At 66.2% G+C, this 22040-nt stretch carries 27 protein-coding genes; 13 read left to right on the forward strand and 14 right to left on the reverse strand.

Going from position 1 to position 22040, the window contains the following annotated elements; translation table 11 throughout:
• Positions 1 to 75: 75 nt before the first annotated feature.
• The 6 genes from HWV23_RS03675 to cofD all read right to left on the reverse strand — a co-directional run bounded on the left by HWV23_RS03675 (position 76) and on the right by cofD (position 3877).
• Entirely contained in the window at positions 76 to 267 is a 192-nt protein-coding gene (locus HWV23_RS03675) for a 30S ribosomal protein S17e (RefSeq protein ID WP_178289072.1), read from the reverse strand.
• 90 nt (positions 268 to 357) lie between these two features.
• Entirely contained in the window at positions 358 to 603 is a 246-nt protein-coding gene (locus HWV23_RS03680) for a PLDc N-terminal domain-containing protein (RefSeq protein WP_178289073.1), read from the reverse strand.
• 86 nt (positions 604 to 689) lie between these two features.
• Positions 690 to 1271: a DUF447 domain-containing protein gene (locus HWV23_RS03685; RefSeq protein WP_178289074.1), complete on the reverse strand. Its 582-nt coding sequence runs from the start codon at positions 1269 to 1271 to the stop codon at positions 690 to 692.
• Between the two features lie 2 nt (positions 1272 to 1273).
• Complete coding sequence (locus HWV23_RS03690; protein WP_178289075.1) at positions 1274 to 2107, reverse strand: triphosphoribosyl-dephospho-CoA synthase; 834 nt, start codon at positions 2105 to 2107, stop codon at positions 1274 to 1276.
• The gene (locus HWV23_RS03695; RefSeq protein ID WP_178289076.1) at positions 2100 to 2873 is read right to left on the reverse strand and encodes a tRNA-dihydrouridine synthase; all 774 of its coding nucleotides are present in this window, start codon (positions 2871 to 2873) and stop codon (positions 2100 to 2102) included. Before HWV23_RS03695 ends, HWV23_RS03690 begins: the two co-directional genes overlap by 8 nt.
• Positions 2873 to 3877, reverse strand: coding sequence for a 2-phospho-L-lactate transferase (gene cofD, locus HWV23_RS03700; RefSeq protein ID WP_178289077.1), 1005 nt, complete (start codon positions 3875 to 3877; stop codon positions 2873 to 2875). The genes HWV23_RS03695 and cofD overlap by 1 nt, the downstream gene beginning before the upstream one ends.
• 83 nt (positions 3878 to 3960) lie before the next feature.
• Here cofD and HWV23_RS03705 point away from each other — a divergent pair, with 83 nt between their 5' ends.
• The 4 genes from HWV23_RS03705 (at position 3961) to HWV23_RS03720 (ending at position 8360) form a co-directional block, all read left to right on the forward strand.
• Positions 3961 to 5112 (forward strand): HD domain-containing protein, encoded by a 1152-nt coding sequence (locus tag HWV23_RS03705; protein WP_178289078.1) that lies wholly within the window; start codon positions 3961 to 3963, stop codon positions 5110 to 5112.
• Positions 5113 to 5427: 315 nt separating this feature from the next.
• On the forward strand, positions 5428 to 6687 hold the full coding sequence (locus tag HWV23_RS03710; protein ID WP_178289079.1) for an HD domain-containing protein: 1260 nt from the start codon (positions 5428 to 5430) through the stop codon (positions 6685 to 6687).
• A gap of 71 nt (positions 6688 to 6758) precedes the next feature.
• A complete protein-coding gene (locus tag HWV23_RS03715; protein WP_178289080.1) occupies positions 6759 to 7775 on the forward strand; it encodes an amidohydrolase family protein in 1017 nt (338 codons plus the stop codon).
• 78 nt (positions 7776 to 7853) lie between these two features.
• Positions 7854 to 8360, forward strand: coding sequence for a universal stress protein (locus HWV23_RS03720; RefSeq protein WP_425487442.1), 507 nt, complete (start codon positions 7854 to 7856; stop codon positions 8358 to 8360).
• Here HWV23_RS03720 and HWV23_RS03725 read toward each other — a convergent pair whose 3' ends face one another.
• Both HWV23_RS03725 and HWV23_RS03730 read right to left on the reverse strand, forming a co-directional pair.
• Positions 8361 to 9290 (reverse strand): biotin--[acetyl-CoA-carboxylase] ligase, encoded by a 930-nt coding sequence (locus HWV23_RS03725; protein ID WP_178289082.1) that lies wholly within the window; start codon positions 9288 to 9290, stop codon positions 8361 to 8363.
• Between the two features lie 82 nt (positions 9291 to 9372).
• Complete coding sequence (locus tag HWV23_RS03730; protein ID WP_178289083.1) at positions 9373 to 10347, reverse strand: ABC transporter permease; 975 nt, start codon at positions 10345 to 10347, stop codon at positions 9373 to 9375.
• Between the two features lie 194 nt (positions 10348 to 10541).
• On the opposite strand from HWV23_RS03730, the gene HWV23_RS03735 reads away from it, so the two are divergent.
• Positions 10542 to 11750 carry an ABC transporter permease gene (locus HWV23_RS03735; RefSeq protein WP_178289084.1) on the forward strand — a complete coding sequence of 403 codons (1209 nt, stop codon included), beginning with the start codon at positions 10542 to 10544 and terminating at the stop codon, positions 11748 to 11750.
• On the forward strand, positions 11747 to 13039 hold the full coding sequence (locus HWV23_RS03740; protein ID WP_178289085.1) for an ABC transporter ATP-binding protein: 1293 nt from the start codon (positions 11747 to 11749) through the stop codon (positions 13037 to 13039). Before HWV23_RS03735 ends, HWV23_RS03740 begins: the two co-directional genes overlap by 4 nt.
• A 4-nt stretch (positions 13040 to 13043) precedes the next feature.
• Here the strand turns inward: HWV23_RS03740 and HWV23_RS03745 are convergent, their stop codons facing one another.
• Positions 13044 to 13994 (reverse strand): asparaginase, encoded by a 951-nt coding sequence (locus HWV23_RS03745; RefSeq protein WP_178289086.1) that lies wholly within the window; start codon positions 13992 to 13994, stop codon positions 13044 to 13046.
• Positions 13995 to 14078: 84 nt separating this feature from the next.
• Here HWV23_RS03745 and HWV23_RS03750 point away from each other — a divergent pair, with 84 nt between their 5' ends.
• Positions 14079 to 14225, forward strand: a complete 147-nt coding sequence (locus HWV23_RS03750) for a hypothetical protein (protein ID WP_178289087.1) — start codon at positions 14079 to 14081, stop codon at positions 14223 to 14225.
• A 176-nt stretch (positions 14226 to 14401) separates the two neighbouring features.
• Here HWV23_RS03750 and HWV23_RS03755 read toward each other — a convergent pair whose 3' ends face one another.
• Positions 14402 to 14671 (reverse strand): amphi-Trp domain-containing protein, encoded by a 270-nt coding sequence (locus HWV23_RS03755; RefSeq protein ID WP_178289088.1) that lies wholly within the window; start codon positions 14669 to 14671, stop codon positions 14402 to 14404.
• A gap of 228 nt (positions 14672 to 14899) precedes the next feature.
• Between HWV23_RS03755 and HWV23_RS03760 the strand changes: the two genes are divergently transcribed.
• The 5 genes from HWV23_RS03760 (at position 14900) to HWV23_RS03780 (ending at position 18995) form a co-directional block, all read left to right on the forward strand.
• Complete coding sequence (locus HWV23_RS03760; protein WP_178289089.1) at positions 14900 to 15175, forward strand: PadR family transcriptional regulator; 276 nt, start codon at positions 14900 to 14902, stop codon at positions 15173 to 15175.
• 106 nt (positions 15176 to 15281) lie between these two features.
• Positions 15282 to 16436: an acyl-CoA dehydrogenase family protein gene (locus tag HWV23_RS03765; protein ID WP_178289090.1), complete on the forward strand. Its 1155-nt coding sequence runs from the start codon at positions 15282 to 15284 to the stop codon at positions 16434 to 16436.
• Between the two features lie 334 nt (positions 16437 to 16770).
• Positions 16771 to 16983 carry a hypothetical protein gene (locus tag HWV23_RS03770; RefSeq protein WP_178289091.1) on the forward strand — a complete coding sequence of 71 codons (213 nt, stop codon included), beginning with the start codon at positions 16771 to 16773 and terminating at the stop codon, positions 16981 to 16983.
• Positions 16984 to 17021: 38 nt separating this feature from the next.
• Positions 17022 to 17561 (forward strand): cob(I)yrinic acid a,c-diamide adenosyltransferase, encoded by a 540-nt coding sequence (locus tag HWV23_RS03775; RefSeq protein ID WP_178289092.1) that lies wholly within the window; start codon positions 17022 to 17024, stop codon positions 17559 to 17561.
• A 78-nt stretch (positions 17562 to 17639) separates the two neighbouring features.
• A complete protein-coding gene (locus tag HWV23_RS03780; protein WP_178289093.1) occupies positions 17640 to 18995 on the forward strand; it encodes an NAD(P)/FAD-dependent oxidoreductase in 1356 nt (451 codons plus the stop codon).
• A gap of 340 nt (positions 18996 to 19335) precedes the next feature.
• Here HWV23_RS03780 and HWV23_RS03785 read toward each other — a convergent pair whose 3' ends face one another.
• Both HWV23_RS03785 and HWV23_RS03790 read right to left on the reverse strand, forming a co-directional pair.
• Entirely contained in the window at positions 19336 to 19665 is a 330-nt protein-coding gene (locus HWV23_RS03785; RefSeq protein WP_178289094.1) for a hypothetical protein, read from the reverse strand.
• Between the two features lie 3 nt (positions 19666 to 19668).
• The gene (locus HWV23_RS03790; protein WP_178289095.1) at positions 19669 to 20028 is read right to left on the reverse strand and encodes a helix-turn-helix transcriptional regulator; all 360 of its coding nucleotides are present in this window, start codon (positions 20026 to 20028) and stop codon (positions 19669 to 19671) included.
• Between the two features lie 172 nt (positions 20029 to 20200).
• On the opposite strand from HWV23_RS03790, the gene HWV23_RS03795 reads away from it, so the two are divergent.
• The gene (locus tag HWV23_RS03795) at positions 20201 to 21043 is read left to right on the forward strand and encodes a formate/nitrite transporter family protein (protein WP_178289096.1); all 843 of its coding nucleotides are present in this window, start codon (positions 20201 to 20203) and stop codon (positions 21041 to 21043) included.
• Positions 21044 to 21104: 61 nt separating this feature from the next.
• On the opposite strand, the gene HWV23_RS03800 is transcribed toward HWV23_RS03795, so the two are convergent.
• Together HWV23_RS03800 and HWV23_RS03805 are read right to left on the reverse strand one after the other, a co-directional pair.
• Positions 21105 to 21413, reverse strand: a complete 309-nt coding sequence (locus HWV23_RS03800; RefSeq protein WP_178289097.1) for a DUF7130 family rubredoxin-like protein — start codon at positions 21411 to 21413, stop codon at positions 21105 to 21107.
• A 153-nt stretch (positions 21414 to 21566) separates the two neighbouring features.
• Complete coding sequence (locus tag HWV23_RS03805) at positions 21567 to 21971, reverse strand: hypothetical protein (protein ID WP_178289098.1); 405 nt, start codon at positions 21969 to 21971, stop codon at positions 21567 to 21569.
• Positions 21972 to 22040: the final 69 nt, after the last annotated feature.

Genomic DNA, 22040 nt, shown 5'->3' on the forward strand with positions numbered 1-22040 from the left:
GCCAAGCATGGCCGTGGCGGCCGGTCGCCGGACGCGTGGCTACGAGGTGGCGAAAGCGAGAGAAGACAAACCCGACTACGCCGTCTGCGGCGAGCGCATCTTACGGGTGACGTACCCGGCGATGCGGTTGCGGACGCCCTTGGACTCGACGTTCGTGAGTTCGTTTACGACTTCCTTGTTGTGCTCGAAGTCGTCTCCGAAGGCTTTCGGGTATCGTTCCATGAGGAGCTTTCCGGTCTTCTTGACGTAGGCGGGTTTGATAGCCATGGTATCCGACTCTACTGCTGTGTCGTTCAAAAAAGGTTCGAAAGGCCCGCCGACGGGTCCGTGGTGTCGAACCACACGACTGCGCGGGAATCAGACCGTTCCGCGCCCGCCCGGCCCGCCGCCCTGCTGGTCGCGGCCGAGCAGGACGTAGAGGACGATACCCAAAAGCGGGGCGAGAAACACCACGATAGCCCACAGGAACGCGGGATGACTGCTGTTCTGCTTGGCGTCCGAATACGTCCAGACGACCATCGCCAGGAACAGCACCATGAACACCAACCAGATGAGCAACACGGCACCGCCGCCACCGGACTGAAGCGCGATTGTGGAGGGCATACGTCGAGTGCTCCACGTTCAACCGATAAATAACTTCCCGACGGTTGCCGGCTATTCACACGGGTATAAATCCGGTTCTGCGCCGGCTACAAATCCGTATGCTCGCGTAGTCGTTCGAAGGCCGCCCGCTCGCGAGCGCCGCCACAGCGGTCCACCACGCTCTCGAAGTAGTCGATGCGCTCCAGCAGTTCGTCGGTGTCGTATTCGGGCACGTCAAGCCGTGAGACGGCGACCGTCGCCTCGATGACGGCGTAATAGCCGCGATTCATCGTCGGCACGACCCGACGCTCGATGGACGATTCGACCGGCCGGAGTTCCCATTCGACCCACTGTGTACCGCCGCGCTCGCCCGAATCGACCTCCCGAACCTCGACGCGGGCCCACGCGTCCGCCGATTCGAGCACCGGGTCGTCTTCCTCCCGAATCGAGCAGGCCGCATCGACGAAGTCGACGGGGTCGCGCGTGAACTGGACGTAGCCCTCCCCGCGCTCGATGAAATTTCGCCACGTCCGGGTGCGTCCCCACGTCGTCGCCGTCGCCGGCCCGCCCTCCTCGGGCGCGAAAACGCCCAGCGCCGCGACGTTCCAGCGGTCGTTCGGCCCCAGCGTCGTCACGACGGATTCGGTCACACCCGACAGGTCGACGGGCCAGTCGATATCCTCGCCCATATTCACACCTCCAGACCGCGCTCCAGCGCGATGAACAGCGCGGCGGCGGTCAGGTCGGCGGTCGTCCCCGGATTGATGTCCCGCTCGACGAACTCTTCGGCGAGTGCCTCGGCGTCCTCCTCGCCGTCGAGAACCGACTGGGCGCGTTCGGTCGCCTCCGCCGCCGCGGCCTCGCCGGTTCGCGTGACGATGAAGGTGTCCTCCTCGTCGGCGAGCAGACGGAGAAAGGCCCGCGAGGCGCGCTTATAAATCGGGCCGTCGTCGGCCAGTATCCCTTCGGCGGCCGCGAAACTCCGCTCGAAGCCACCGGTCCACTCAGCGGCCACGCCATCGCGGTCCGCGGACCGCTCCATCACGTCGTAGAGGGTCAGTTCGCGCTCCTGAAGCGTCGGCACCGCGTCGCTTCCCCGCCGCACGTCGAGGGCGCCCATATCTTCGGGTGGGTCATCGACGGCCACGTCGACGTGGTCGAAGGCGCGGTAGAAATCGCAGGCGTCGGCGACCGTCGTCGCTTCGACGACCTCGCTCCCACCATCCTGCGAGAGGCGGTCAGTCGCCGCCGCCCCCACCAGCGGCGTGAGCATCAACAGGGCGCCGAACTGGGTGTTTCCGGCCGACTGGTCGCTCATGCCGGCGACGCCGCGCTCGAAGGCGCGGCCGATTCGGGCGCCGTCGGCGGCCATTCGCAGGCCCGACAGCGACCCGACCGCACCGGCCATGAAGTGCTCGAAGCGAAGGTCATCGTAATCCCGGTGCCGGTCGACGTTCCCCGGTTTCGGCGTGCCCGAGACCTCCAATAGCAGCGCCAGTTGGGCGTTTTCCGCGGCGTCACGCATCGGGCGACACCTCCGGGTCGAGGCGGTCGCCTGTCGTGAACCACTCGTCGACGGCCTCGCGTATGCGCCGGAGAACTGTCGGATTGTCCGAGGGTCGGCCGACCGACACCGCGTCGGCGCCGTATTCGAGGTATTCGTAGGCCGTTGCCCGGTCACGGACGCCGTTGTTGGCGATGAGGAACGTCTCGGGTGCCGCCTCGGCCACCTCCGCGACGACAGGTTCGCTGTCCATCGCATCGACGTGGAGCGCGTCGGCGCCAGCGTCGGCCAACCGCGCCGAAAGCGCCGGTAGGTCGACGCCCTCGACCTCGGTGCGGACCTTGACGCTCACGTCCGCACCGGCGTCGGCGGCCGTCGCCACCTGCTCGCAGAGTCGGTCGCCGTCCCGCAGCAGCGACTGCCCGGCGCCCGCAGCGCACATCTCCTCCTGTCGACAATGGGCGTTGATTTCGAGGATAGCGTCGTGGTCAGCGCAGACCGCAGCGGCTTCGGCAATCGGCTCCAGCGTCGCGCTGCGGACGTTGAACGCCGCCCGCACGTCGGCCGATTCGAGCGCCGTGAGTTGCTCGTCGATGAAAGCTATCGGGTCTTCGGGCAGGAACTCGGTTCGCTCTCTGTCGACCATCTCGCGGGCGGCCTCTCGGGTCGCCGAATCGAGCGCGATGCCGCCGAGGAAGGCACACCCGACGTGGGGCGCCGCCTGCTTCGCCCAGTCTGCGTCGGATTCGCCCGACAGCGAAGCGGCCGCAAGTCGTGGCTCGAACATCACGGCACCTCCGCGCCCGCGAGCGAGAGCGCCTCCGTGACGGCCCGACAGACGCGCGCGCCGTCCTCGGGCGTCCCGAGTTCGGTGTCGGTGCGAACGACTGGCCTGTCGAGGCCCGTGCCGTCGGCCTCGTCGAGAACGAACGCGTCGGCGAAGGGGTAGGCCTCGGCGACGCCCGCCGTCGAGGCCTCGTAGCCGGTGGCCGCCATGAGTTTCGCGGCCGGTCCGGAGAAAACTGTATCCTCGATGAAGGGCGAGACGGCGACGACGGGCGTCGATTCCAGCGCCTCGCGGAAGGCGTCCATCGCGAGCATCGGCCCGAGACTCGTGATGGGATTCGACGGACCGATAACGACCGGCGCGTCGAGCGCATCGAGGACGGCGTCGGTCGGGTCGGCCGCCTCGGCACCGCGGAACTCCACGTCCTCGACTGCGGGGTCGGCCCGGCGGTGAACCCAGAACTCCTGGAAATGCATCGGCCCCTCGTCGGTGTGGATGATGGAGGCGACGGGGTCGTCGCTCATCGGGAGGACGGGCCGGTCGACGCCCATGGCCTCACAGAGGATTTCGGTGACGTCGGTGAGGGTGTGGCCCTCGTCCAGCAGGCCGGTGCGGGTGATGTGGACCGCACGGTCGCGGTCGCCCAGTTCCATGAACTCCGCGACGCCCGAAAATCGGCGCCAGCGGGCGATATCGCGGCCGCTCGTCTGGGCCTCGTCGGGGAGATACCGCGGCCCGGTTTCGAGGCCCGCCTGCTCGGCGAGCGCGTGCAGTTCCTCGTGGGTTTCGGTGGTGTCGTCGGCGATGCCCCACCACGTCTCGCGGTCCAGCAGGTCGCCCTCCGCGAACAGCGTGGTGTCGACGTCGGGACAGACCAGCAGGCCGCCCACCTCCACGTCGTCACCGGTGTTGCAGACGACCGGCGTCTCGGCGGGGTCGAAGACGCCGTCGGCGCCGTCGAGGAGTTTCGGCGTCCCCGTCCCGCCGGCGAGGAACGTAACCATACCTCGGCTTTCGCGCCGACGGATTTGTATCTGACCGTTACGCAGACGGGGGCCTTTTGCCGACCACCCCCGAAGGCCCGCCAATGAACGCCATCAAGGACTCCGTCCACGACTGGATACCGCTGGACGACGCCGCGGTCGACCTCGTCGACGCCCCCGCCCTCCAGCGGCTCCGCCACATCAAACAACTCTCGACGGTCCGACTTGTCTACCCCTCCGCCTCCCACTCCCGCTTCGAGCACTCGCTCGGCGTCTACCACCTCGCCCGCGAGGCCCTCCAGCACCTCGGTATCGACGGCGACCGCGCCGCCCACGTCCGCGCCGCGGCGCTCCTGCACGACGTCGGCCACGGCCCCTACGGCCACCAGACCGAGGACGTGATTCGCCGCCATACGGGTCAAGACCACGACGAAATCGGTGAGTTGCTCTACGAAACGACGCTCGCGGAGGTGCTCGAATCCCACGGCCTCGACCCGGACCGCGTGGCCCAACTCGTTGCCGGCAAAGGCGAACTCGGCCAGTTGGTTTCGGGCGAACTCGACGTCGACCGGATGGATTATCTCGTCCGCGACGCCCACCACACCGGCGTCCCCTACGGAACCATCGACCACGGCCGCCTGCTACGGGCGCTCCGGTTCCGGGACGGCCATCTCGTCCTCGCCGAAAACAACGTCCATACCGCCGAATCCATGCTGCTCGCACGGTCGCTGATGGACGGCACCGTCTATCGGCACCACGTCTCCCGCATCGCCGGCGCCATGCTGGAACGGGCCTGCGAGCGCCTGCTCGATGGCGGCGTCACCGTCGACGAGTTCCGCCGGATGGCCGACCACGACCTGCTCGTCGCCCTTCGCGAAGGCGTGCCGGACCTCGGAAAGCGCATCGAGCGTCGTTCGCTTTATAAGCGTGCCGTCTGGGCGGGCCTCGACCGAGTGCCCGAGGCCGTCACCGAGATGGACCGCGAGGCCGAGCGGCAGGCCGCCCGCGAAATCGCCGACGAGGCCGACGTCGACCGCGAATCAGTCATCGTCGACATACCCTCCCGGCCCGCACTCAAGGAATCCCGCTCGCGGGTCGTCGTCAACGGCGTCGTCCAGCGGCTCGAAGAGGCCTCCGAACTCGTCGGCTCCCTCCGTCGCGCCCGCCGCGCCAACTGGCGACTCGGCGTCTACTGCCCCGAAAGCGACGTTGAAGCCGTCAACCGGGCCGCCAGCGACGTGCTGGGGCTGCCCTGACTGCCCGTTTCTACTTTTAAATCTAACCGCTGTCGCGTGCGAGAAACGCGCGCGAGGGATGAGTAACGCAGGGAGCGAAGCGACCGAGTAACGCAATCGGCTGGGGAGGTGTGTGGTCACTGTGCCGCCCTTCGAGGGTCGTTGTAGTGCTGGTTGAGTAGTCGGGTCCGGAGAGCCGACCGAGGGCTTCGGAAGGTATCGCGGTCCCGTCTCAGTATCAAGCGGCCACGGACCAATCACGGAGCCGCACGAAACCACCTGATACGTCGGTGTCGGGACGACGGTTTTTAAACTATGGCGACGAAGCCGGCAATAATGGCGACCATCAAGGACTCCGTCCACGACTATATCACGGTCGAGGGGGTTGCCGAGGACCTGCTGGATACGCCGGCCGTCCAGCGACTCCGGCGCATCAAGCAACTCGGCACCGCCGAACTCGTCTATCCCAGCGCGAACCACACCCGCTTCGAGCACTCGCTGGGCGTCTACCACCTCGCGACGCGTGCGCTCGACAACCTCGGCATCGAGGGCAAGCAGGCCGAACGCCTCCGGGCAGCCGCCATGCTCCACGACATCGGCCACTCGCCGTTTAGCCACAACATCGAGGGGCTCGTCGCCCGCCGCACCGGGAAACTCCACGACGAAGTCGAGGACCTGCTGAAAGAAGGCGAAGTCGCCCGCGTGCTCGCACTCCACGATATCGACCCCGGAAAGGTCGCGGACCTGGTAGCCGGGGAAGGGCAGTTCGGCCAGTTGGTTTCGGGCGAACTCGACGTCGACCGGATGGACTACCTCGTCCGTGACGCCCACCACACCGGCGTCCCCTACGGCACCATCGACACGGGGCGGTTCGTCCGGGAGTTGCGGTTCGTGGACGGCGACCTCGTACTGGCGGAAAACAACGTCCAGACCGCCGAATCCCTCCTGCTCGCGCGGGCGCTGATGAATCCTGTCGTCTACAACCACCACGTCGCCCGAATTTCGAAGGCGATGCTCCGGCGGGCGACCGAGGGCCTGCTGGAAGCCGGTAACGCGACCGCCGAGGAAGTCCGGCGGATGGACGACCGCGACCTCACGGTGGCGCTCCGGAACTGCCCCGAGACGGCTGAGTTCGCCGAGATGCTCGATACGCGAACCCTCTACAAGCGCGCCGTCTGGGCGGAGTTACGGGACGTCCCCGACGAGATTATCGAGGCGGACCACGAGACGGTCCGGGAGTACGAGCGGGAAATCGCCGCCCGCGCGGAGGTCGACCCCGATGCGGTCATCCTCGATATCCCCTCGCGGCCGACGATGCGCGAGTCGTCGAGTCGCGTCGTCGTCAACGGCGAGGTCCGGAAACTCACCAGCCAGTCGACGCTCGTGAAGGCGCTGCAGCGCGCCCAACACGAGCAATGGCGGATGGGCGTCTACGCGCCGGATTCGGTCACCGAGCGAGTCGGGCAGGCCACCGAGGACGTGCTCGGCCTCGATTTGGAGGCGCTGGTCGTCGACGTCCGGCGCGGGATGCACACGACGCTCGACGAGTTCGGCGCCGACGTGGGCGTCGACGCCGGGCCCGGTGCCGACGAGTAGGCCTGAGACGGACCATCTACTGGTCACCGAGTAGCGACCCGTTTTTATCCGAGACGCTCGCAGAAGTCGCTATGGAACTCTCGGGTACGATTCTCGCTGGTGAGGACTACGAACCCGTCGAGGGTCGCGTCGTCGTCGAGGACGGCGAAATCACGGCCATCGAGGAAGCCGAAACCGCCTCGTCAGATATCATCTGTCCGGCCTTCGTCAACGCCCACACCCACATCGGCGATTCCATCGCCAAGGAGGCCGGCCGCGGCCTCTCGTTGGAGGAGTTGGTCGCGCCGCCGGACGGCCTGAAACACCGCCTGCTTCGGGAGGCCTCCCGCGAGGAGAAGGTCGAGGCGATGCGCGAATCACTGCGGTTCATGGAGCAAAGCGGGACGACCGCCTTCCTCGAATTCCGCGAAGGCGGCGTCGACGGCGTCCACGCCCTGCTGGATGCGGCGGCCCACCTCGATATCGAACCGTTCGTCCTCGGCCGCGAGGAGATCGACGTACTGGATATCGCCGACGGCTACGGCGCAAGCGGCGCCCACGACGACGATTTCAACGCCGAGCGAAACGAGGCCCGACGGCAGGACAAGACCTTCGCCATCCACGCCGGCGAGGTCGACCAACACGATATCAACCCCGCTCTCGATTTGGACCCGGATTTCGTCGTCCACATGGTCCACGCACAGGAACTGCATCTCGAACGCGTGGCTGACAACGACATTCCCGTCGCCGTCTGTCCGCGTTCGAACCTCGTCACCGACGTCGGCCTGCCGCCCGTCGAGGACTTGCTGGAACGGACCACCGTCGCGCTCGGGACGGACAACGTCTTCCTCAACAGCCCCTCGATGTTCCGCGAGATGGAATTTACGTCGAAACTGTTCGACGTGACCGCCCCCGAAGTCCTGCACATGGCGACGAAAGCGGGCGCGGACATCGCCGACCTGAACTGCGGCGTCATCGAACCCGGCCGCGAAGCACGCCTGCTCGTTCTCGATGGCGACTCCGACAACCTTACGGGCGCACATGACCCCGTCCGCGCCGTCGTCCGCCGGGCCGGCGTCGACGACGTGAAACGCGTCATCGAACCCTGATATCCGGATTCTTCTCGCGTTGCCGCCTTCGAACGGTCGAAAAGGGTTTGTGTACGTGCAGCCAAATCATGTGTAGTGGTGACAATGTACAATCGAATTCTCGTCCCGACGGACGGGTCGGCGGGGATGAACCGGGTTATCGACCACGCCTCGAACCTGGCGGCGGCCCATGGCGCGGAGATGCATTTCTTCTACGTCGTCAACACGGCCAGTTTCGCCAATCTCCCCATGGAAACCTCCTGGGAGAACGTCACCTCGATGCTCCGCGACGAGGGCGAAGCGGCCCTGCAGGCCGCCGAGCGCCGCGCCGACGTCGACGGCGTCGTAACGGCGCTCGGCGAGGGCCCGCCGAGTAAGGAAATCGTCAACTACGCCGACGAGGAAGGCTGTGACCTCATCGTGATGGGGACCCACGGCCGGGGCGGCCTCAATCGCCTCCTGCTCGGCAGCGTCGCCGAACGGGTCGTCCGCTCGTCGCCCATCCCCGTGATGACCGTCCGGGTCGGCGACGACACCGAGGAAGCGCGGGGGGAGGCAAGCGAGCGTAACGCCCCCGAGTCGCCGGTCGGCGAAGCGATGGAATAGTCAGGCCGGTCGCAGGTGCTCGCAGTCGCCCGCCGACACGCGTGTTTTTCCGTCCTCGGTTTCGACCACGAGCGTTCCCGGGAACTCCACGTCGACCGCTTTTCCGACCACGTCGCCGCCCGGCGTCTCGACGCGAACCCGCTTGCCCAGCGTCAGCGATAACTCCCGCCACGCCGGCAGGACGGCGTCGGGGTCGTTGCGCAGTTCGTCGAAGCGTTCCAGCAGGTGCTGTGTCAGGTCCGCGCGGTCGATATCGCCGACCTGCTCTCGAACCGTCGTCGCCTCCGCCGGCACCTCGGAGGGGTCGACGTTCGCGTTGATGCCGATTCCGACGACGACCCACGAGACGCGGTCGGCCTCCCCTTCCATCTCGGTGAGGATGCCGACGATTTTCGCCTCGCTACCCTCGATGAGCACGTCGTTCGGCCATTTGATACCGGCATCGACGCCGACCTCGCGGAGGGCCTCGGCCGTTGCGACGGCGGCGGCCAGCGTGTAAATCGGCACCTGCGCGGGCGGCAAATCGGGCCGGCAAACGAGGCTCAGCCAGATGCCGCCCGACGGCGAGGAATACTCGCGGTCGAGACGGCCCCGGGCGCCCGACTGTTCGTCGGCGAGGACGGCGACGTCTTCGGCGCCGGTCGCGGCCAACTCGCGGGCGCGGTCGTTCGTGCTGCCGATGGTATCGTGGTATTCGACCTCGAATGGTGCGTCGATGCCGAACTCGACGGCCGCGCCGCCGAACTCCGGGACGGCCGTCAGGACGTAGCCGTCCTCGCGGCTCTCGATGTCGAAGCCCTCCTCCTCGCGGAGCGCCTCGACGTGCTTCCAGACCGCCGCCCGGGAGATGTCGAGTTCCGCGGCGATGTCCGGCCCCGAGACCGGCCCCTCGGCCAGCGCCCCGAGAACGCGTTCGCGTGTCTCCTGCATGAGCGGAGGTTTCGCGGGAGACGTATAAAACGGCGTCCGTCCGGGTCGTCGGAGCGTGGTCCCCGCGGTCGTCGCTTTGGGACTATCGCGAGCCCGTATCGACCCGCGGGTCCAGCGCCGTGTACGCGAGGTCCTGTGTGATGTTGCCGACGACGCCGACCGCGGCGATGACGAGCGTCGCCCCCATCAGGACCGGCAAGTCGCTCGTCCAGATGGCATTGTAGAAGACGAGACCGAGCCCCTCGATGGTGAACAGCGCCTCGATGACGAACATCGACAGCGCGATGAGCGCCAGCGTCTCGACGAACGCCAGCGAGACGAGCGGGATGGCCGCGTTCCGGAGGACGTGGCGGGCGACCGTCAACCGGCCGCCGCCCTTCGCTCGCACGAGTTTCGTCAGGTCCGCCGAGACGTACTGCAGCGAATAGGACCGCGCGTAACTGACGATGGCCGCCGAAAGCGTCGTCGCGACGAGCAGTATCGGCAGGACGTACTCGTAGAGGAAGGGCAGAGTCGAGGGGCGAATCGCCTGCGACCGCTGGCCGAATCGGACGCCGATGCCCGCAAGCGATAGCACCATCGCGCCGACCCAGAAGTTGGGGAGGCCGAAGAGCAGGTACGTCAGCCCCCGCGTCGACGTGTCGCTGGCCGACCGCTCGCTCATCGCGGCGTAGAGGCCGACTGCGAGGCCGACCACGAGCGCCACCGCGAGCGCGGGGACGACGTACATCGCGGTCCGGGCCGTCGCGCTCATCACCATCGGGAACACCGCCTCGCCGGTCTGGAAGGACTCGCCCCACTGCAGGGTGAACATCCCGCTCATCCAGTCGACGTACTGTTCGTGCAGCGGCCGGTCGAGACCTCGCTCGCTGAGGTACTCCGTCCGTATCTCCCGGACCTTCTCCGGCGTGGTTCCGCCGCGGCCCTCCAGCGCGAGGATGGTTTCGAGATGCCAGTTTTTCGTCCCCATAACCGCGAGAAAGACCGTCGTCAGGACGGCCCACGCGGCGATGACGCCGAGGGCGATTCGCTGGGCGACGAGTCGGAGGAGGCTCACGGGCGACCACCCGCCGAGCGGTCGGTAATGGAGGGCATACGCCGGAGGATGTTGCGGCGTCCCTTGTCAAACCTTCGTCGTCGACGGGGAGAAACCGCCGGAAACGCCCTCACCAGGTTCGGTACGGACCGTATTCCCCGTCCGATACCAACCTTTATTCGCGTGGGGGTCCCGCCCACCCGTAGTTGCCCTCCATGAGCAGACAGCGTGCAAGCGACGGCGACGGGGGCCCGCCCTCGGCGTCGGTCGCGGAGTTCGAACGCATCGACTGGGAGCGCATCGAGGAGTCGCCGCCCCGCCCCGCGCTCGAACACGTCGTCTTCCTCGTTGGCCTGCTGGCGCTGGGGGCCGTCTACACCTACCACGAGCGGCACGGCGGCGCGTATCTCGTCATGCGCTGGATCGTCACCCGTGCGGACTGGTTGCTGCTGTTTGCCGCCCTCGTACTGGTGGCCTACGGCGCCGTGCCGCTCCTTCGGACGCCCCGACGAACGGTGCGACTGGCCGCCAGACTGCGGCGCCGGCCGGCGACCGCCCTGAGCCTCGTCTTTCTCGCCGGCGTCACCGTCATGGCGCTGTGGGCGCTTCTGACCGACTTCAGACCCGACCTGACGCTCCAGAGCTTCCAGCCACCCGTCTGGGATACCGTCCCCTACGTCGTCTCACAGGGCGATTGCGTCGGCCGTCTTGCCGAGGGATACGACCCACAGCGGCCCTGTTACGGGACGTGGGAGTACCCCCTCGGCACCGACCGCTGGGGCTACGGCATGATCGACCTCCTGCTGGTCGGCGCCCGGCCGGTCGCCTACGCCGCCATCGTGACCCTCGGCGTCATCGTGCCGCTGGCGACCGCCGTCGGCCTCGTCGCTGGCTACTACGGCGGCCTCGTCGACGACCTGCTGATGGGCTACGTCGACGTCCAGTTGAGCGTGCCCGCCATCGTCATCTACCTCATCGTCTTCATGTTCGTTCTCAATTCGATATTCGTCTTCCTCGTGGCCTTCGGCCTGCTCTCGTGGGGCGGCATCGCCCGCATCGTCCGCAGCGAGACGCTCCAGCGCCGCGAGGAGGGCTACGTCCTCTCGGCCCGCGCAGTGGGCGCGCCGGACCGATACATCCTCCGGCGACACCTCCTGCCGAACGTCACCAACACCGCCGTCCCCGCCGCCTTCCACCTCGTCGCGGTCATCATCCTCACCGAGGCCGGCCTGTCCTTCCTCGGCTTCAACGTCGCCTTCCAGTCGTGGGGAATGACCGTCGGCGAAGGCCTGTTCAACGGCCCGCGGACCGTCGTCTGGTGGAACTCGACATTCCCCGCCATCGCGCTGGCTCTGACGGTCGCCGCCTGCAAGGTGGTCGGCGACGGCCTCCGGGACGCGCTGGACCCGCGGGGTGACTCATGAGCGACACCCTGCTTTCCGTCGAGGACCTGCGAACCCACATCCACACCGACGACGGCCTCGTCCGGGCCGTCGACGGCATCTCCTTCGACATCGACCGCGGCGAGACGGTCTGTCTCGTCGGCGAAAGCGGCTCCGGCAAAACGATGACCTGCGACACCCTCTCCGGCCTCGTCGAGACGCCGCCCGCCGAGGTCACGGGGTCGGTCCGCTTCGACGGCGAGGAACTCGTCCCCTTCGATGAGACGGACTTCCGCTCGATACGCGGCGCCGAAATCGGCTACGCCTTCCAGAACGCCCGGAGCGCGCTGGACCCCGTCTACACCGTCGGCGACCAGATTATCGAGGCGATTCGCCTCCACCGCGACGTGAGCACGACCGACGCCCGCGAGCGGGCTATCGACCTGTTGGAGACGGTCGGCATCTCGCCGGCCGATTCCCGCGTCGACGAGTACCCACACCAGTTCTCCGACGGCATGTGCCAGCGGGTCGCCCTCGCTATCGCCCTCGCTGCGGAGCCCGCGCTGCTCATCGCCGACGAACCCACCTCCGCGCTCGACGTGACGATTCAGGCCCGCATCATCGACCTCATCGACGACCTCCGGGCGGACCGGGACCTCGCGCTCCTCCTCGTCACCCACGACCTCCGGGTCGTCGCCGCGCTGGCCGACCGCGTCGTCGTGATGTACGCCGGCACGGTCGTCGAACGCGGCCCCATCGAGGACGTCTTCGCGAACCCCGCTCACCCCTACACGCAGGCACTCTTCGAGAGTTTCACCGGCGACGGCGACCCCGACCGCGAAAGCCTCGCTCGCGACGCCCTGCCGACCGAGGGCTGTCGGTTCCATCCCCGGTGTCCGGCGATAATCCCGCCGGAAGAGGTCGCCCTCCCCCGCGAGCACTGGCAGGGCGTCGTCGCCTTCCGGTTCCGTCTGGAACGGGAGTGGGCCGACGCGGCCGAACTCCGGGCGTCGCTACTTCGGGAACTGCCGCCGGCCGAACGGACCGATTCGGACCTTGACGCGACGGTTCGGGCCGCCTTCGACCTCCCGGACGAGGTGGCCGATACGGACGTCGAATCCGCTCTCGGGACCGCCATCGGAGCCATCGCGGCCGACGACATCGATGAGGCGCGCGAAGCGCTGGCCGACGTAGCGACGAGCGTCTGCGAGCGCGAGTCGCCGTCGCCGGACGCCGCGGAGACGAAACACCCGGTCTCCTGCCACCGATACGACCCGTCGCTTCCGGGGAACTCGGAGACGGGCATCGACCTGGGACCGTCGGAAGAGTAGCCGGCTATTCCTCGAAGCGGTCGAACCGTTCGTCCAGTCGGTCGGCAGCGACCGCGAGCATGCACTCGATGCGCGTCGCCCACGGCGTCGCGTGCGAAAAGCGGACGTGGTCGTATTCCGCCAGCGTCGCAGCGCCGCCGGGGGTGCCGTAGACCGGTTCGGTCGGCCCGGCGTGACACCGGGAGGAAAGGACGACCGGGCAATCCGCGTCGGCGATGGCCTCGCCGATTGCGGCCGTGGTGTTGCCGAGGCCCGTGCCTGCGACGACGACGGCATCGCCGCGCGATTCGGCGTCCGCGAAGGCCTCGTGGCCGACACCGGAAGCGGAGACCACCAGCGGCACCGTCGGGTGGTCTTCGGGGTCGGGGACCGGCAACCGCTCGGCGGGCGCCGAAGGCTCCCGGTACCAGTGGATGCGCTTGCGGGTCAGGCGGGCGACGGGGCCGGTTTCGGGCGACCGGAAGGTATCCAGCGCACTGGTGTGGGATTTCCGGACCGTCGCGGCGTCGTGGAGTTCCTCGTCGAAGGCGACGAACGCGCCTTCGGTGAGCCGTTCGCTGGCCGCCACCCGAACCGCACTTCGGAGGTTCGTCGGGCCGTCGCTGCCGGCCTCGTCGGGGCGGCGCTGGGCGCCCGTGACGACGACCGGTGCCGCCGTCGTGAGGTCGAGATACCGCGCAGTCTCGGCCAGCGTATCGGTGCCGTGGGTGACGACGAAGCCGTCGACGTCGTCGGCCCGTTCGGTGATACGGTCGGCGACGCGGGCACAGACCGCGGGCGACATGTCGAATCCCGGGGAATCGGCGACGCTTTCGACGGTTATCTCGGCGTACTCCTCGATTCCGGGGACGGCCTCGACGAGGTCAGCACCCGAGAGGGTCGGCGCGGCGCCCGAATCGGCGCCCTCCGCGGTCGAGGCGATGGTACCACCGGTCGCGATGACGTGAACGTGCATAGGCCCGTTCGGGGCCGGCGCGGAGTTGGGGCTTCCGGTCGCCGTGTCGCCTACTTTCATTTGTCCCGCCGCCCAGTGTCCGGTATGCGCGACGAAGAGGAGATTCGCGAGCAGTACGAGTTCCTGAAAGAAGAACTGGACGACGAGAACATGAACCACGAGGGCGTCCGGCAGATGTTTACGTACTACAAGCGGGCGCTCGGGTGGGTCCTCGAAGAGGAGTATATCTAGGGCGGCGGTTGACTTCGCCGTGGGCGGTACATTTATACCTCAATACCCGCTTGTATCAGGTGACGCTTCGCTTGGAGGGCCGAAGCGTCAGCGGGGACCTATTCAGGGCGGCAAGCGGCCGACCGGCGTTTTCTGCCGGTCGGCTGCTTTCCTCTCGCTAAACAACGCTCGACAGGTCAGGCTATATCCAGCGACTCGTCTCCGTCGCCGTTCTCGTCCCACTCCAGTTCGAACTCGAGGCCCAACTCCGAGCCGCCGGCTTCCGTCTCGCGTTCGACCTTGACCTCGAAGGCGTGGGTTGCCGGCACGTCGAGCGTGACCGACTCCTCGCCGGCCGACAGCGTCACCGCGTCGCCGCTGTCGAGTTTGTCCGCGATGGACCGCAGCATCGCCGCGGTGTCGCTTCGGGACTGTCGCTGCTCGCTTTCGAAGAGGATTTCTTCCATACCGAAGGAACGCCCCCGACCCTCATAAGCCGTAAGGGAACTGTGGTATCAGCTGACACCTCATACCAACTCACTCACACGTTCCGGTTTTTTATCACGTTCCGTATTCGCCGGTGTATTCAAAGCGGGGTGTAAACCGCGTTCTTCGGGACGGTTTCGCGAGTGGCGCCAGATAGGGTTCGATATATTTAACCTAATTCGACAGTAACATACGAACAGAACTTACCGATGCACGACCTGACAGGATTCCAGCGAGACCTACTGTACGTCATCGCCGGACGCGAAGAACCACACGGGCTAGCGATCAAAGAGGAACTCGAGGACTACTACGAAAAGGAGATTCACCACGGCCGCCTCTACCCCAACCTCGATACCCTCGTCGACAAGGGCCTCGTCGAGAAGGGCCAGCGCGACCGCCGGACGAACTTTTATACCCTCACCCGTCGCGGCCGCCGAGAGATCGAAGCCCGCCGCGAATGGGAAAACCAGTACGTCGACCTTTGATAAACGGACCGGCGTAAACCGGTTACCGTTGTAAACAAGCAGTAGAGATGCTGCAAACGTCGTTAGGAAAAGTTGGTGTTTTATACTAGCAGTCTAACATGGCGGTATGGACTTCGAACTGTCCGAAGAACAAGAGCAACTGAAAAGCGAGGTCCAGCGCTTCGCCGAAAACGAGATCATTCCGGTCGCCAAGGAATACGACCGCGAAGAGAAATACCCCTGGGACGTCGTCGATAAGGCCGCCGAGATGGGCCTGCTGGCACCCCAGATTCCCTTCGACTACGGCGGCGCCGGCTACGACGTGCTCGACACCGCCATCATCGTCGAGGAACTGTTCGCCGCCGACCCCGGTATCGGCCTGTGTCTCTGTTCGACCGGCTTCGGTACGGAGGCCATCATCGAATACGGTACCGAGGACCAGAAAGAGGAGTACCTCGAACCCGTCGCCACGGGCGACGCCATCTCCGGCGCCGCGATTTCCGAACCCGACACCGGCTCGGACGTCTCCAGCGTGAGCACGCGCGCCGAGAAGGACGGCGACGAGTGGGTCATCAACGGCAACAAGATGTGGATTACCAACGGCTCCATCGGCGACTTCTTCGTCGTCCTCTGTCAGACCGACCCCGAGGCCGAGGGCCGCTACAACGGCTTCTCTCAGATCATCGTCGAATCCGACCGCGACGGCTTCGAAGCCGACAAAATCACGGGCAAACTCGGAATCCGCGCGTCCGACACCGCCGAACTCATCCTCGACGACGTTCGCGTCCCCGAGGAGAACCTCGTCGGCACCCGCGGTGCCGGCTTCCTCCAGCAGATGAACTTCTTCGACGAGACGCGTACCGGCGTCGCCGCACAGGGTGTCGGTATCGCCAAGGGCGCCGCCGAGCGCGCCCTCGACTACGCTCAAGAGCGTGAACAGTTCGGCCGCCCCATCGGCGACTTCCAGGCCATCCAGCACAAACTCGCCGACATGCACACCGAAACCGAGGCCGCCCGTAACCTCACCTACAAGTCCGCCTGGTCGGTCGACCACTCCGACGGCCAGCTGACCAAGCTCGCCTCGATGGCCAAGGAGTTCGCCTCCCGCACCGCCGTCAGCAACGCCAACGAGGCCGTCCAGATTCACGGCGGCTCCGGCTACGTCGACGACTTCGACGTCGAACGCTTCTACCGCGACGCCAAGATTACCCAAATCTACGAGGGCACCACCGAAATCCAGAAGATGATTATCGCCCGAGAGCTTCAGGGCAAAGGGTTCTAGGACCCACGTTTTACACCGAACTTTTTGCACGGCGCGCTTCGCGCGCCGGCAAAAACTTCGATGAAAAAGACACGGCGGGCCTCCCTCAGGAAGACTCGCTTCGCTCGTCTTCCAACGCTCCCGCTCACTCCGTTCGCGGGACCTACGGTCGGCCCTTGGTCCCGCGCCTCGCTTCGCTCGGCGGATGCTCCCTCCTGTGGCCCGTCGGGCGACGCTGTATCCATGGCCTGACGGGCCTGCTCGTCGCGTGCCTTCCCACGGTTTCCGTGGGCCTCGCTTCATCCATTTGCGTCGAAACGCACCGTTTACCCGACAGCGGCGCGTCTCTTGGGTAATGCGTAGTTTCGTAGAGGACGGGTTTATCAGGGCGACGACGTTCTTCGCGCTGGCGTTCGGCCTTATGCTGCTCGGCGGATATCTGCTCGGCGAACTGCGGGCCGGCATCGAGTTCGGCCTCCCGCTGGCGGTCGCCATCGGCGTCTTCGCGTATCTGTTTGTCAAGCCGACGAGCGACGAGGACGCTGGCACGGCCGACGATGAGAACTAGCCTCCGCCTATAAGCCCCCGCGGACCGAAGTCAGGGACATGAAAATCTACACCGGTCGCGGTGACGAGGGAATGACCGACCTCCGAGACATGTCCCGAGTCTCGAAGGCGAGTCCCCGCATCGAATCCTACGGCACTGTCGACGAACTCAACAGCGTGGTCGGGCGGATTCGGCCCTCCGGCTACGACGACATCGACGAGAAACTGGCCGCCGTCCAGAACCACCTCCACATCATTCAGGCCGACTTCGCGAACCCGGACCGCGAGGACGAGGACGCGCCGCGGGTGACCGACGAGCACGTCGAGGACCTCGAAGACTGGATGGACGCCTACGACGACGAACTGGAGCCACTGGAGAGTTTCATCCTCCCGGGCGGCAGCGACGCCGGGTCGAAACTCCACCACGCGCGGTCGGTCTGCCGCCGCGCCGAGCGCCGCGCCGTGGCGTTTTCGGCCGACACCGAGGACGTCAACGAGGACGCCATCGCGTACCTGAACCGCCTCTCGGACGCGCTGTTCGTGTGGGCCCGCGTGGTCAACCAGCGCGAGGGGATTCCGGAAGAATCCCCGGAGTACTGAGGCGAGACGGCCGCCCACCCGGGGACATCGCGGCGTCGGGTCAATCCTTTTAAGCCCCACGGGAACGCCGAGGCGTGTATGCAACAGGTAGACGTCGCCATCGTCGGGGGCGGCCCCGCCGGCAGTTCCGCCGGCCACGCGGCCGCCAGCGAGGGTGCCGACGCCGTCGTCATCGAGAAGGGCGTCCCGCGGGCCGACCGCGAGACCCTCGGCCCCGACTCGACGGACGCCGCCGGTATCCTCGATTACTGGGTCGACATCATGAACCTCGGTGAGCCGATTCCCGAGCACGTCAAACACCAGGAACTCGACGCCGCGGAGTTCGTCGGCCCCAACGAATCCGTCGAGTTGACCTCGACGGGCATCGATTCGTCCTACCCCAATTTCGGCTTTACCGTCCACCGGGCCCGCTTCGACGACTGGCTCCGCGAGCGCGCCGAAAACGCCGGCGCCGAATACCGCGTCGGCACCGCCGTCGCCGAGGTCGACAGCGACCTCAGCGGCGCGCCGACCCACACGCTGACGCTCCGGGACGGCACCGAGATTCAGGCCGACTACCTCATCCTCGCCGACGGCCCCCAGCGGACGATTACGGGGACCGTCCTCGAAGACTGGCTGGCCGACGACCAGATGGCGAAACTCGACTCCCGGAAGACCAACCACATCGCCTATCAAGAGTACCGCCGGATTCCGGAGGAACTCTTCGAGGACGACCGCATCAAGTTCTGGTGGGGCTACATGCCCGGCCACACCGCCTACCCGTGGGTCTTCCCGAACGACGAACCGGTCGCCCGCGTCGGCCTGACGATGCCCATCGGGATGGACATCGACGACGTGGCGAACCGCGAGGACTACTGCCTGCTCAATCCGGAGGACGAACGCATCCCCCAGGGCGGCACCTACATCCAGCGCCTCCTCCAGCGGGAGTATCCCGGCTACGACCTCGATGACTTCCCGCTCGTCGAGGACCGCGGCAAATCCGGCGGCACCGAGACCTATCCCATCTCCTCGACGCGGCCCATCGAGTCGCCGACCGATGCCAACGTCGCCATCGTCGGCGGCGCCATGGGCGCGACCTCGGAGTTCCACGAGGGCGGCGACCACGTCGCGATTCGGACCGGCCAGATTGCCGGCACACAGGCCGCCCGCGGCCACCTCGACAGCTACAACGACCGCTGGCACAACGCCATCGGCGACGAGGTGCGGCGCAACTGCGTCTTCGCGGATATGGTCCGGGGTTACGAACCCGACGACTGGGACACTATGTTCGGCCTCATCAGCGACGTCAAGGGCGACGACGCCTTCTCGGCCCACGAAGCCGTCTACGCCGGCTGGACCGGCGCGAAGCTCTTCGCGGAGTACAAATGGAAGAAGTTCGGGTTCCGCGACGGCCGATACGCCCAGATTCGCGAAGACGACTACGGGTCCCTGTAACTTAAGCCCGCAAGCGACCTAGACTTTCTCGCGCACCTTTAGTCCCCGACAGAGCCGCCCCCACGGGCAGCGATGACGGACCGGAGAACCCGGGTGTGCGACATCATCGCTGGTCACGTTCGACCCACCGCGTCGGGTGTTACCGACGCCAATCTGCGAGGTGGCTGACGCCGCCTCGCGTATCCGGTGGCGCTGACGCGTCACCCGCCGCGACGGTGACTCCGTCTCGGCAATTGGAGACGCTACGCGTCTCTCGCCCGCCACGAGGGTTAGCCGACCGACCACGGCATGCCGCCTGGAGTGACGTCGGAAGTTAGTGTTGCGGGCGTACACTTTCGAATTATCGTAGAAACGTCTCCAGCGAGTCGACAACGCGGTCCACGAACTCGTCCGTGACCCGCCCCTGCCACGCGACGAGATCCTCACTCCGGGGCGAATGGACCGCCCACGGCGAGACGAACGATTCGCGGGGGACGCCGCCGACCTCCCAGATAGACTCGTGGAGTGGCAGTGAGGCCTCGTATCTCTTCGTTGAGACGGCAACCGCGACGTATTGTTCGTCCCCGAACGGGTGGGTGTCGTTGTTCACGATGAGCCACGGTCGTTGTCGGTCAGCACCGAGTTTGAACGGGTCGGTACTGCGGACTACGTCACCGCGTTCGGGCTCCATCGGTTATCCGTCCTCGCTCGGATGGGGGTTATCAGGAGCGACGGCATCCCAATCCTCCGAATCGATGCCGCCGTCGTCTTCGTCGAGTCGTTCGCTCACCCGATGCAGGTCGTAGGCGGCGGCGATTCGCTGCTCATCTTCCGCGATTGCCCAGTATTCTCCTCGATGGCGGACGAGGTCGCGCTCCTTCAACCGCGTAAGCGCGGTCCCAACCGTGTTCGGGTCTTCGTCGATAGCCGTAGCAATCTCCGATCGGGTGAACGCTGCGTCCCGGTGCGTGTAGAGATACGTGATGACTTGCTCGGGCACGCTCGGACCGTCCGGCAGGTCCCCCGATTCGAACTCGTCGATGCTCACCGGCATACGACGAAATTAGAGTGCTGATGTAATGAATGTACTGACGTACTTCAGTACAGGTCCGCTAATGGAGCCTCCTCCGGTAGTATTCCACGCACATTCTCGCATACAGCGACAGCCTTCTCCCCATTTAGCAGCCGGATTTATTCGTCTCCCCGTCGAATACTGTGGCTTCCCCATGTCCTCAGACGACGACCCGAGCGGTGCGACGCTGTCGTATCGGAACATCCTGGAACGCGAGATGGAAAACGCCCTCCAGGAGGTCGGCCGGCCGGGGAAGGGGTTGTTCCTCTCGGGGGTTTCGGCGGGACTGAACCTCAGTTTCGGCGTGCTGTTCATGGCGATGGCGCTGACCTACGCCGGGGGGTTCGGCTCCGACCTGACCAAACAGGCGGTGCTGGCCTTCGTCTCCGCCATCGCGTTCCTCTTCGTCGTCATCGGGCAGACCGAACTGTTCACCGCGCAGGCCACGATGGCCGTTCTGCCGGTTCTCGACGGCCGTATCGGCCTCGCGAAATTGGGACGGCTCTGGAGTATCATCTACGCAGGCAATATGCTGGGCTGTGCAGGGTTCGCGCTGCTGATTGCGACCGTCGGGCCGCCGATGGGCATCGTCACCCCGAGCGCGGCGGGGGCGCTGGCGGACGCGCTGACGGGCCTTTCGTGGTGGGTCGTCCTCCTGAGTGCCGTCATCGCCGGGTGGCTGATGGGCCTCGCGACATGGCTGGCGGCCGCCAGCCGCGACACCATCGGCCGGGTCACCGTCGTGTTGCTGATAACCGCCACCATCGGCTTCGGGCCGTTCCACCACGTCATCCTCGGGACGACGGAGTTGCTGACGGCCATGCTGCTCGGACAGGGCGTCGGTCTGCCGGTCTTCGGCGGGTTCCTGCTGGTGGCGACCGTCGGCAACGTTATCGGCGGGTCAGTCTTCGTCGGCCTGCTCAACTACGGCCACATCGCCCTGGCCGGCGATGACGCCGACGTGGATGTCGGCTCGGACGACGAGGACGCCGAATAGCGGGGCATCCCCGACCGCGCTGTTCGCTGTCAGAAGAGGTGTCGCAAGCTCGCTCGGCCGTTCAGTCTTCCTGTACTTCTTCGATGGCTTCCCGCGGCGCATCACAGCCGGGGCAGGAGTCAGGGATGTCGTCCTCGAGTTCGCCCATCTCGCCGCACTCGGTGCAGCGCCACATCAGGTATCCCTCGCCGAACTCCTGACCGGGGAGTTCCTCCTGGTCGACGCCGTCGGAGTCGGTCGTCCCGATTTCCTCGACCTCGAAACCTGCTTCGTTGAGACTGCTGACCCGGCCCAGAAACGTCCCGTCGCCGCTGTATACTGGTTCTCCGGGCTTGACGACCTCGTCATCGGGTTTGTCTGTCGCTTCCATCCTCGATTATTGGGCACAAATATACTTCAATCCGAGGAGCGGGTAACGAAGTTGGTACGTACCCGGCCACTATCCCACAGGAACCCGTCCGCATCCGGCCAGCATCGCCGAAACGTCGCGGTACCGGAGCGGAGTGTCGTGGTTTGCGCTACGTCACGTAATCCACGTTACCCGAATCCAGAGGCCGAACGCGACGGCAAAGAGGAGATGGAAGACCAGCAGACGACGAACCCCGCCGAGTACGTGTTTCTCGCTGACGTACGATGCGAGCGCCGAGACGGCGAGCATCACCGCCGCCCAGAGGCCGGCGGCCGCGAACGCCTCGACGAAGGTGGGCGGAACACCGAGCAACCCGACGACGTATAACTCGATTACCATGAACCCGAGTCCAGCGATGGCGCCGTAGCCGAGCGTTGCCTGCAGGACCCGCCAACGAACCCTGGTGGCGTCCTCGCCCGGTACCTCGAAGGGACGTGGCCCGCCGAGCACGTGAATGGCGATGGCGGCCACCGCGCTCGCGATGAGACCGCCGAGGACGCCGTTTATCAGCGTCGTCACCGTTGCCTCCCGCAGTCGAGTGGAGATGGCATACCGGACGTGGATTCGGGGTAGTGATAAATCCCGACC

This window comes from Natronomonas halophila (assembly GCF_013391085.1).
Taxonomy (GTDB): domain Archaea; phylum Halobacteriota; class Halobacteria; order Halobacteriales; family Haloarculaceae; genus Natronomonas; species Natronomonas halophila.